The organism is Pseudobacteroides sp. (assembly GCF_036567765.1).
Lineage (GTDB): Bacteria > Bacillota > Clostridia > Acetivibrionales > DSM-2933 > Pseudobacteroides.
The window spans coordinates 1-12,554 of sequence record NZ_DATCTU010000119.1 but is presented as its reverse complement, the minus strand read 5'-3'; the positions used below and the strand labels follow the sequence as shown (position 1 = coordinate 12,554).

The 12,554-nt window shown below is 35.6% G+C and carries 6 protein-coding genes and 1 pseudogene; 2 read left to right on the top strand and 5 right to left on the bottom strand.

The features are described from left to right. Nucleotides 1-500 precede the first annotated feature (500 nt). The gene (locus tag VIO64_RS19715; RefSeq protein WP_331921457.1) at nt 501-8,654 is read left to right on the top strand and encodes a S8 family serine peptidase; all 8,154 of its coding nucleotides are present in this window, start codon (nt 501-503) and stop codon (nt 8,652-8,654) included. A gap of 27 nt (nt 8,655-8,681) precedes the next feature. Continuing rightward, the gene (locus VIO64_RS19710) at nt 8,682-9,038 is read left to right on the top strand and encodes a hypothetical protein (RefSeq protein WP_331921456.1); all 357 of its coding nucleotides are present in this window, start codon (nt 8,682-8,684) and stop codon (nt 9,036-9,038) included. Nucleotides 9,039-9,071: 33 nt separating this feature from the next. Here VIO64_RS19710 and VIO64_RS19705 read toward each other — a convergent pair whose 3' ends face one another. From VIO64_RS19705 to VIO64_RS19685, 5 genes and pseudogenes are all read right to left on the bottom strand, one after another. Further along, complete coding sequence (locus VIO64_RS19705; protein ID WP_331921455.1) at nt 9,072-9,353, bottom strand: hypothetical protein; 282 nt, start codon at nt 9,351-9,353, stop codon at nt 9,072-9,074. 840 nt (nt 9,354-10,193) lie between these two features. Further along, the gene (locus VIO64_RS19700) at nt 10,194-10,562 is read right to left on the bottom strand and encodes a hypothetical protein (protein WP_331921454.1); all 369 of its coding nucleotides are present in this window, start codon (nt 10,560-10,562) and stop codon (nt 10,194-10,196) included. Between the two features lie 509 nt (nt 10,563-11,071). Next, nucleotides 11,072-11,356 (bottom strand): annotated as a pseudogene (locus VIO64_RS23170) (RHS repeat-associated core domain-containing protein); the annotation flags it as partial. 114 nt (nt 11,357-11,470) lie between these two features. Beyond that, nucleotides 11,471-12,064 (bottom strand): metalloprotease family protein, encoded by a 594-nt coding sequence (locus tag VIO64_RS19690; RefSeq protein ID WP_331921452.1) that lies wholly within the window; start codon nt 12,062-12,064, stop codon nt 11,471-11,473. Between the two features lie 95 nt (nt 12,065-12,159). Beyond that, nucleotides 12,160-12,554: transposase (locus tag VIO64_RS19685; RefSeq protein ID WP_331921451.1), on the bottom strand; the 395-nt coding region annotated here is incomplete at its 5' end.

Sequence of the window (12,554 nt, the reverse complement as noted above, 5' to 3'; positions counted from 1 at the left end):
TCTTTGCAGAAAATTTGTTTTTCAGTACTTCTTATTTGAAATTATAGGTTTAGCTGTTGTAACATATGTACCTTGATACATATTGTAATTCCGCTGTATTATGGTAGTCAGAGCTATTATAGGAGCATATACTAAGGCATCTTGCAGCTACTTATATACTAACTTATCAGTTACCCGAGAGTAATGGATTGATATATTCGTGTTGACTTCAGGTTACACTAATGATATACTATATAGGTAACCTTAGAGTTACGTTTTCTGTATCATCTTTAGTAATTGCATCAAATAGAAACTTTTTAAGGAGTTCAAAATTATGATAAGAGACTCGACTTAATAATACTTAATAATTGTTGAATATTGACGAATATTGTTTTTCTTATTACAATACTTTATGGGAGTAATAATGTACTTATTTCTAAAAAAATGTCATTTCGTAATATTACCTATAGCAAGTCTTAATACTTCCAAAAACTAAATTAATCTATAAGGGGAGGAACAAAATGCTGAAAAGAAGACTAATCTCAGCAATGCTTCTTGCTGTGCTAATGACGGAAATAATTATAGGCTCGACAACAGCTTATGGTATGGAATTTCCAATTCGGCAAAAAATTGCAAGAACAACAAGCATACCAACTGCCATCAGCTCAATGACGGATGAAATCAAGAAGAAAATACTAGAAGAGCTTGGCAAAATGCCATCACCTACACCGACGGTGTTATCACAGAAGATGAAGAATCCTGAGAAATTCGAAGAATTACCAAGGTTTGCATCTGCTGCAACTGAAGGTAAAAAACAACAGGCATCAATAAGTCTGGCTGATTTGCAGAAGAGTAACGAAAAGAAGAAAGACAAAACCGAAATAATTGTAAAGTACAAGGATTTAAACCAGAAGGATCAGACCTTGAATAAGCTAAGGGCAAAAAAGCCAAACGTGCTTTTTAGGTCCAATCAGTCAAGCAAACGGCTTAAGCTTGATACCATAGAGGTATCAGATGAAACCCAGTTGAGTGATGCTATTAATGAACTAAAAAAAGACCCAAATGTCGAATATGCACAGCCAAATTACAAGCTGGATCTTATGAGTGAACCTACTGATGATATGTTTTTAGATGAATGGGCTCTTAAGAATTCAGGACAGACTATTAATGGTCAGACCGGAATACTTGGAGTTGACATAAATGCTGTAAATGCCTGGACTATAACAAAAGGCTCAGATGCTGTAAAGGTAGCAATAATAGATTCTGGAGTAGATATAAATCATCCTGATCTTGCAGGTGCAATTTATAGGAATCCAAATGAACAAGCGAACGGTTTGGATGACGATGGAAATGGATATTTAAATGATTATAATGGTTGGAATTTTACAACAAATACCAATAATGTCTTTGACTCTGAGTCCGAAGATACTCACGGTACCCATATCGCAGGAATAATTGCTGCCGGAATGAATAATAGTGGTATTGTAGGAGTGGCACCTAATGTAAAGTTAATCCCTTTAAAATTTATCAGCGGAAATACTGGTTACACAAGCGATGCTATCTCAGCAATTGAGTACTGCCAGAAAATAGGTGTAACCATTGCGAATTTATCATGGGGTGGACCTAATTTCAACGAGGCCTTGAAGGATGCCATGACAAACAGCTCGATACTATTTGTGGTTGCCGCCGGAAATGCAGGAAGAAGTATTGACAATAATCCTGTATACCCTGCTGCATATGATCTTCCAAATATGATTACAGTTGGATCAAACGATAATAAAGGCCAGATTTCCACGTTTTCCAACTTTGGCTCAAAGGTGGATATTGCTTCTCCTGGTTCATCAATATTAAGTACACTTCCAGGTAATAAATATGGATATTTAAGCGGTACTTCAATGGCAGCACCATTTGTAACAGGTACAGCAGCACTTATAAAAAGCAATGATGGATCACTAAATGCTGTTGAAATAAAGGAAAGGATTTTAAATAACGCAACCAAATCCACAAGCCTTTCAGGAAAAGTTTCAACGTCGGGAAGGCTCAATGCTTATGCGGCACTGATAAACAAGGCTCCGGAATATGAAAGCAATCCTTTGCCTTCAGAGACTCCAACTCCGCAAATACCGACAGACAAGTCAAAAGAGCCTCAAAATGTTTATGATGCAAGCCTTATAGGTACAGGTAAGACTGAAAAACCACTGAATGTTGAAAACAATCTTTTTATTGATGCACTTATTAACAAAGGAAATTCCAGTACAGCTAGTGAAAATGGAATTGAAAACCTTAGCATCAACAAGATGAAGGGGAATTTTGTATCCGTTTCCTGGACAACAGAGGTTGAGGCAGATTCTGTTGTTCTTTATGGAAGCAAAGCAGTATTGGAAAATAAAATATCATATCCAGAGTTAACTACGAAGCATCAGGTGATGTTAAAGCTTGATAATGATCAAATCTTTGGTTTCTGTAAGGTTGTTTCTACAACCAAGGATGGAAGAATTTTCGAATCGGCTGTTAAGGAAAGTCCAAATATTAATGATTTGGGCGGTGAGCCTGTCAGTCCTTTATCGATTGTTGAATCTGTATATAGGTCTGGGCTACAAGATGTTAATACCCTCAGCTATGTAATGGACAATGGTTCAAACCACTCTTTAGTAACCGCTCAGTCAATAGGCGAGTGTACTGTTTTCGGTACTGCCAATGGGACTACTCATGATTTTTATACTATTAACCTTACAGCAGGAAAGACATACTCCATAAGCCTTAAAGGCATGGCAGCAGGAGAAGACTATGATATAAGCCTTTTGGATGATGTGTTAAACTATGTAGGGTATTCGGTAAATGGCTCAAACTATGATGAGAATATAAGTTTTACTGCCACAAAAACAGGAATTTATTTTATTGATATTCAGCCATACACATACAATACTAGCTCGGCCCATCACAACTATCAGCTCATGGTGTACTCAGCGGAAAAGGCTCCAGATAGCTTTGAGCCAAACGACAGCAAGGAAACAGCAAAAGCTCTGTCGGACAGTACTGTAATAGCACCTACAATAAATATAAACACAGATGAAGACTGGTTTGTACTGGATACATTAAAAGTCGGCAAGCTGGCAATGACGATGAAAAGTATTCCAACAGGCTGTGACTATGACATGCAGGTTTATAATTCCAGCGGTTCCTTGCTTGGAGGATCTTATAGCTCAGGAAATCAGGATGAAAGCTTGGGAACCATTATTACAGTTCCAGGAAAATACTATGTGAGGGTTTATTCCTATACAGGCTCAAGCTCAACTGATACATATGAGCTTAAAGTAGGGGTGTATACTCCAGACCAGTATGAAGTTAATGACGATATATATAATGTTAACAATCAGAATAACCCTGTGATAAGTATTAACAGCTCTATCAGTGCTTCATTGGATAATCAGGATGATATTGACTGTTACAAATTTTCATTGGCAAGTAGTACAAATATAGGGATAAGGCTACAAAATATACCTTCCGGTATGGATTATGACTTAGTGGTATATACATATTCAAACGGCAATTTTACAGAGGTGGAACGTTCTACTGCCGGAAGTAATTCGGATGAGTCGGTTGTAAGCCAGCTGGCAGCAGGTACTTATTTTGTCAAGGTTTATTCCTATTGGGGCAGTTCCGAAAACCAGAGCTACAGACTGAGTGTTTATGATGATAATGCTGGTGAAGCATCGATGATATCGGACAAGTCCACTGCGAATGTGGGGGATTTCATAACTGTAAGCATCAGGGCAGACAGAGTCACAAACCTTGCAGGATATCAGGTTAACTTGAAGTATGATCCTGCGGTGTTGATGCCTGTAGATTTTACTGATGCCCCTTTTGATGTTTCCACATATCCAATGTATGGGAATATACTGGTAAATCCTAGGTATTCACCATTCCCAAGTGCTATGAATAACTTGTATAGCGGTATTCTGAATTTTGGAACCTGTTATATGAACATTGATGGATATAGAGCAAATGGTGTAGCAGAAAGCACAGGTACTTTGGCGATAGTAAGATTTAAAGTACTCAAGACGAACCAAATAAAGATCCAGTTTGAAAGCACTCAATCAATGCCAGGTAATACACAGGGAGTAGCATTTTATGATTGGTATGGCAATACTTTAAAGTGTAATGTGAATCAAACTTTAGTGGTGAATGAGGAATTACCTGTAAATGCCCAAGCAGTCACCAGCAGTAGTGCTGAGGTTGATAAGGGAGTAAGGCTGGAAGCATTTTCAGATTATATAATAAGCGGTTATATCAAACCTGATGTTAATTCGAGCAATTCAGATATTAAAGCTGGATTTAAAGTTGAAATAGAAGGAACAACAGCCTCTGGAGTGACAGATCCAAGCGGTTATTTTCAATTTCTCTTTTCAACTGAAGTTAGCGGGGACTATAAAATAGTAATAAGTAAACTTGGGTATTTGAAACGATATGCTTCAGTTATAGCTATAAACTCCAATATCACAATTGGTTCTTTAAACGAACCGGTGGCGATGTGGACTGGTGATATTAATACTGATCCTAATAATAGTGCAGTTATTGGCGATGGTGCAATTAATATGTCTGATGTAATTGAGCTTGCCAAGACTTATGGAAAAACATCTACAGATGATGGATTTGCAAGTAAGAATGACTTGAATATGGATAAAGTAATAAATATAGCTGATGTTATAATTATGGCAGGTCATTTTAATGCTTCAGGATATGATGCAATAAATATTTATCCAAATACAGGAGATTATATTGATGTTGTCGCAGGAAACCAATGCACTTTAGCATTAAAGTCAGATAGAACAGCATGGCTATTTAAAAAGACGCCGGTTATGGTTGAGGGTTTGTCTGATGTAAAGTCTATTTATTATACAGGTCAGCTTGGATTATTGGCAGTTAAAAATGATGGTACTGTCTGGAAAGTTAATCGCGATACCATTTCAGTAGAAAAAGTGCCTAATTTAGCTAATATCAAAAAAATATCGGGATTTTACGAAGTGACGCAATATTTAACAGAAGACGGCAAATTATATGTTAGCAGCAAGGATTATTATACTACTATACCTTATACTGGAAATGGCATCAACTACTTTGAATCAATTGATCCTGTAAGGGTACAGGAAATACCGCCTGATAGAAAAGTAATAGACATAGCCACTGGCAATAGATATGCAATGTTTTTACTTGATAATGGAGATGTATATGCGTTTGGAAATAATTACTGTGGCCAATTGGGAATTTCTGAGGGGTTTGCTGATGAAAATAATTATATGAAATATTTACCCGTAAAAATTCCTAATTTACAGAACATCAAAGCAATCGGTGCAGGAGATGATAATTCGTTTGCGTTAAAGGAAGATGGAACATTGTGGGCATGGGGAAGTAGAGATAGATTACTTGGGATGCAATTAGAAGATGGTGTTGGTATATGCATACCTACGCAGATATTAGGTTCTCCAAGTGAACGATTTATTAAATTTTCTGTTGGCCGAGATTATGCAGCAGCTATTAGAGAAGATGGTATTTTATATGAATGGGGATATACTATAACTGGTGGACTTGGAATTGGAGACCGCTACTATGGTGGTTTCACGCCTATACAACTAAAGTTTATAAATGATGTTAAAAAGGTATCAATATTTGACCTGCATACAATGATTTTAAAAAATGACGGTACAGTTTGGGGATGGGGAGATAATACATTAGGACAATTAGGAATTGGAAACGTATTACCTCAATATGCACCCGTAATGTCTGGAATAATGCGATACGATGATATTGAGAATCTTTATGTAAGTTCTTGTCATGACATTCTCTTTAACCCAAAATCTACTGAGTATACATTAACGCCCAAAGAAAATGAAAATTTATCTAGTGTGTATATAAGTTGCGTAGGAGGTGCTATCTACAAAGAAATAACTTCTTTACCAAGTACAATCGATATTGAGATACCCTCACTTGAGGATGAATCTTGTAGCAAAACATTAAAAATTCATTTTCTCAGTCCATCAAATTCATTATATACAAGTGCCAATGGCTCGATTGATTTTGATGGTGATTTTGATACATACAATTATTTTTTTGAAAAAGGTAAAACTTATTGTATATACAGCACTGGCAACACAGACACATATTTAGATATAAGAGGTTATTCATATGAGATTTTAGATTCAAATGATGACAGTGACGAAGACTCTAATTTCTATATTACCTTTTCTCCAGAGGAAACTGCTTATTATAGGCTGGTTGTCCGTCATTATAATGAAGAAAATGGCACTGGGGAGTACACTATATGTATAAGCGATACAATAAAAACACCTTTAACCCCTGGTCAAGCATACCTAACAGATCTAGTAGCTGAATGGGGAGGAGATTATACAAGAACTGGTGATACCGCATTGGTTACGATTGGCGATTATTCTGGAACCTTTGACAGCACTAACAGCACTATCATCAATAGAGAAATAGTAGTTACTCTTACACAATTTTATAATACCCTATCACAGCTTGTTAATATCCAGCAAAATAATGAGATTTACCTTACTCCAGATAATTCAGTCATTGATCTGGCTAATTACAAAGATGATGACAATAAGACAATGGGAAATGTAACAAGACTTCAGGAGGTTTTAAAAGCACTTGGATGTTGGGTAAATCCTGACGGAACAATTTATAAAGGTGCGACAACTGGTTGTTATGTAAATGTTACCAGAGCATCAGTGGAAAGATTCAAGAAGCTATTTATGGATTCTAATCCGAATGAAACAGATGTAGGATTGAAAACATCCACTGAATTAACCGAATATAGAAAAATGTATTGGCTAGATAGAAAAAATGTAAAGCCTGAAGGAGTAAAAGTAAGAGAATATATAGATGCCAGATTAAAGGATAAACTTGGCGGAACATATACAATTGGCTATAAAGATGGATTTGTTACAATCTCCAGATTTGGACAACAGCCGGAAAATCTTGTTATATCACGTATGACAAATATTGAAAGTAAGTGTTATGCACAGGTTAGATATATAAGATGGGCTGTAGACAATTATTTGAGAGTAACTCAGGGACTTGTAGATTTAGTTACTACCAAGCAGAATATGGAAAAGTTGATGAGTCCTAATACTGCATTGTATAATGGTGGAGGGAGGTTTGTAGTAACAAATATTAGGAATAGTGCAGGTCAATTGGATGCATACTGGGACAATAACTTTAATACTGCAGTTAAAAATTTTATTGAAGCATCAAAATTATGGGATGCGTATGCTGCACTTAAGTCTTTCGAGGATAAAGCATTATTTTTGAAACATTGGACTAATCTTGATCTTATTAAAGATAACATTTATCTTAATCCTGCACCGCTTGAATGGTATAAGAGGATGCCAAGTCCTCCAGAAATTGATCTTGTTTATGGGAAAATAACACCAAATAATAAGGAAAAATGTAAGAGTGCTTCAGATTACTATATGAATTTTATTTATGTAACTGATAGGGTGAGAAACTGGCAATCACCTACTCTAGGAATGAAAGACGTCTGGTTACAACTTCAATACGGTATCTCCGGTGAAGATAAGGGTGGTATCCTAGGTGGCATATTCGATGGTATTATTGGCACTCCAGCAGAAACTGTATCAGGAATTTTTTCAGGCATTCAGGCAGTAGTAAGGGATCCGCTGGCAGCAGCAAATGGTATAAGCTTTTTGTACAAGGCGGCGTTAACACCACTGCCGTACTTCCCAAATGAAAAAATACTTCTTGTAAAAATGATATACGAAATGGCTAAAGCATATGCAGAAGAATTTTCAAAAGCTGATAGCTACGAAAAAGGAAAAACAATTGGAAGAGCTATTGGATTTGTTTTAACTTTCTTTGTTTCTGAAATTACTGTTGCTAAAGTTGCAATACAGATGATTGGACAATTGAAAGAAGCACAGGTTCTAACAAGCATTCTTAGTAAGGCTTTTAAACCTGGTGCAGTTGCATCTGATGTAGCTAAAGCTATGAAGTCAGCAGCTGGATATGTAGGCATGGTAAAAAACATTATTTCAACTAAGGTAGAGAACTTATTTGTAGAAGCAAAAAGAATTCTTAAATATACAGACTATTATGAATTTGAAACAATGGAAGGCTTAAGGTTCAGGATTCCTAAGTCTCAAATTGATGCATCTAAACTTGATGAAATTGACGATATTGCAACCAAGATGGCAAAAAAGGTATTTAATAAGAATTCTGCTGATCCATTTAGGGATGTATTAGGAGCAGGTCTGCATTCTCACCCAGATGAATGGAATGACATTATAAGCAAAATTCAGCAAGCAGGAGGAAAAGTGCGTTATTCAGATAATGGAACTATGGCATACTCGCCTGGTTCACAGGGTATTCCAGGAGAAATAATAATTGATAGGAATGCATCATTTAGTGCTTTGAGGCATGAATATCAACATTTTCTTGATGATATGGCTAGTGGATGGTCAGGCAGAAGAATAATGTATGAAGACTTTAAAGAAAGAATAATGTGGGAATTAAGAGCTTATATGCAAGAAATTAAAGAGGCTGACAGATTAGGATTACAAGAAGTATCAAAGCAGTTATGGGAAAATTATCTAGCTGAAAGATTTGATTTAATATCTAGAATTATGCCGATATATTGATATTTATATTAAGAAAGAGAGGAATTTATGGGTGATTTAAGTTTAATAAAAGATATCCAGCAAGATAAGCTAAGCAAAGAAGAATTAATAAAATGTTTAGACATTCCACATAATTACGTTTTAAGTAATACAATATTGAAAATAGTTCGAAAAGGAATAAAAGAAGATGAAGTTATAGAGAAATTGGCAAAATTAAAAATATATATGAAAAAAGAAAATAAATTATTTGGTATTGAAACCGTTGGACATCTTGCAGTAGCTGCATTATTTGCTTTAAATTCAGAAAAGTCAATTAAAAAGTATATAGAAATAATGTCTGAATTAAGTGAATGTGATAAAGAATGCATAGAAAGTATTGTAAAAAACAAAACATTCGAAGTATAGTGTATAAAATAGCTGCACTATAAATGCTTAGAGTTACGTTTTATTACACAAACTGCCATGAGTAAACAAAAAGCTTATGGCAGTTTTATTTTGTGATAACACCGTCAGTGTAGGTGATGGCATTTTGCCGAGCTCTTCTAGTATTTTCTTCTTGATTTCATCCGTCATTGAGCTGATGGTAGTTGGTATGCTTGTTGTTCTTACGATTTTTTCTGGAATTGGAAATTCTATACCATAGGCTGTTGTCGAGCCTATAATTATTTCCGTCATAAGCACAGCAAGATGCATTGCTGAGACTAGTCTTCTTTTCAGCATTTTGTTCCTCCCCATATAGATTAATTTAGTTTTTGGAAGTATTAAGACTTGCTATAGATAATATTACGAAATGACATTTTTTAGAAATAAGTACATTATTACTCCCATAAAGTATTGTAATAAGAAAAACAATATTCGTCAATATTCAACAATTATTAAGTCGAGTCTCTTATCATAATTTTGACCTCCTTAAAAAGTTTTTATTTGATGCGATTACTAAAGATGATACAGAAAACGTAACTCTAAGGTTACCTATATAGTATATCATTTGTGTAACTTAAAGTCAACGCCAGTATATCAATCTATTACTCCTGGGTAACTGATAAGCTATTATATAAGTAGCTGCAAGATGCCTTAGTATATGCTCCTATAATAGCTCTGACTACCATAATACAGCGGAATTACAATATGTATCAGGTACATATGTTACAACAGCTACACCTATAATTTCAAATAAGAAGTACTGAAAAACAAATTTTCTGCAAAGACACATAAATTTACTTACAGTCACAGGGAAAGCTAGCTATAAAAGTTTTTTATAGCTAGCTTTCCCTGTACTGGCTCTGCAAGCCTACTACAAGTAACTTTCAGATACTTATTAGCAACTCCGCAGGTTCTAGAGCACCGCTTCGCTAGCCTTACTAAAGGGTGGGGGGCCTTTCCCAGATTCACTTCGTCAGTACCTCCAGAGAGACTCCGAAGAAATATAAGATAATAAGCCTGTTGCATTTTAAACACACCAAGAAAGCTGGACACGCCACTGAATCCAGCCATGAATGAAAATTAAATTTCTTTTAACACTGTATTTATTCGAATAACTATGATTAATAATATTTCTTATTAATACGCAGGACACAGTCTTGAAAGCTTTCCACTTGATATGTCAACAGAAAAGTGCCAGTCTGTCCGTCCCTCAACATATTTCTCCGATACGCACACTACAACTGCATCTGCTTGCGGATGGTCAACTAAATAGTAAAATGAAAATCCTTCAGGAGGGCCAACCTCAAATTTTTTATCACCCTCAACTGAAAACCCTACAAGAATTGAAGGTAAATTTCCTTCTCCTGTAAGTGCTAGTATAATATTTGCTTTTTTATATAGTAAGGCATTTTGTAAATGTTGGCATGTTATTGATACTGGTTTTTCATCCAAGCGTAATGAGATTGTGTTTGTATCCTTATCAAATTTGAAATTATCTATTTTCATGTTTATATCATTCCTTTAGTTTATTCAAGTTATATATTCCTAACGCTTACTACCTTGAGGTGATTCATCCTATCTCCTGGAGCTACCATCATTTCCAATTGACTTGCACCACCTGGGAGATATTTACCCACAGGTTTATCAATTTGAGGTCCTACAGGACCAAGTTTTACTGGTAAATCCTTTGTAACTTCATATGTAACAACTCTATCAAGATCAGGTTTCCAATCTTGTTTTACTGCAAGGTCATTTCGAACAAAATCCACATCTTTTATTGTATCAAATGTACCAAACTTACCAGGCGTAGTAACTGGCTGGCCCGGGCCTAATGCCATTTCAAACCGTGTTCTCGGCTTAAGTACATCATTAGTTGGTGTAAATCCATCGGGCCAAGGCGATTGATCAGTAACTAATCTTTTGTATACTTCAGCTGCATCCTTAGTAGATGCATGCTTTCCTTTATTCGCTTTTTGGAACTCATTCCATGTATTTGACTTTGTACTACACCCAGCGTAACCGCTTGGGTCGACATAATTTATCGGATTGTTACTTACATATGCATACAGGTTTAAACCATCACCTCTGTAAGTGTCTTCTTGTGTGAACCTTCCTACAACCGGGTTATAGAATCTAGCCCTCAAATAATACTGGCCTGTAACCTGATCGTACTGCTCACCTGCATACCTAAATCTATTATGCACCTTCTCAACTGCTTCAACAGTATTACCAAATGCATCATATTGGTACCGATTGACCATTGCACCGCTTGCGTCTGTAAGACCTACGACATCACCGTGGCCCTAATTAGGTAATATGTTGCTATATTTTATATAGCACTTTGTTATGTGCTATATTATATAGAAGAAAGTCATTAATTATTATTGTAAGTCTTATAATAAATGACAAACTCCTTATTTAACTATCCAGTAGCTTTTCCAACCCAAGTTTCTAACTACAGCATTTTTAGGTACTTGAGTTGCGAATAGAATTACCCCCAGCATATCAACGCAAGCGGCAAAAGCATTTACTAAGCATATTCTTATTACAAATGTATTAATATATCCTGAAATGCCCATAGCAATAATGGGAAATACGGATAAAGATATTAAGGGCAACAGGAAAACAATAATAAATCTGTTTCTTGACATTTCGCCATCATAGTGACCATAGAACGCACAAGCTTTAGGCCAAAATCCCAATATTGTATTTTTTGATTTTATGCCTTCTGGAAAAACACAGGCATGTAGTATTTCATGAATTGGTATGATGATAATCATTGCAATTAAGTATTGAATCATTTCACTTGGATGGGAGAAACTCTTACTAAAGCCACTAAATTTAGTAATGATAATTGCTAGCACATAAACAAATACAATTAAAAAGATTCCTATTGGCAATGCAATTAACTGTGCTACAAGTGCATTTTTAGGTTCTTTTAATTCATTCCACATATGTAATTCAGGGGTGAAATCGTTTTTTGGTGGCTCACCTAATACAAATTTCATATAATACCTCATAGTTAAGTTATTAGTTTAAATTAATTAATCTTCATGACAGCATATATAAAAGCCCTGTAAAAACAAGGCTCATATATATACTATCATGCATTTTCTGTTTTGGAAACTGTTGGTTTTATGTACTCCCTTTGATGAATCATCATTGAATAGATAACCTTTGCAATCTGCCTCATTACTGCAATTAAGGCCTGACGCTTTGTTTTTCCCTGTGATATCTTCTTATTATAATATTCCAGAAAGGTTTCATTTATCGGGCTTTTCTTATCTCTTCCTCTGCAAATATTCCTTGATGCAATATCCCTAAATATCTCATACAATCGCCTGTTGCCCTGCTTATTCCTAAAGTTCTTGTCCTTATCGCCTGATGAACAGGCCACCGGGCTTATTCCGCTGTACCGACACATTTTATCGGCACTTGAAAACCTTCTGATATCCCCAATTTCACTAATCAGCATTGCAGCAGTAATAGTATTAATTC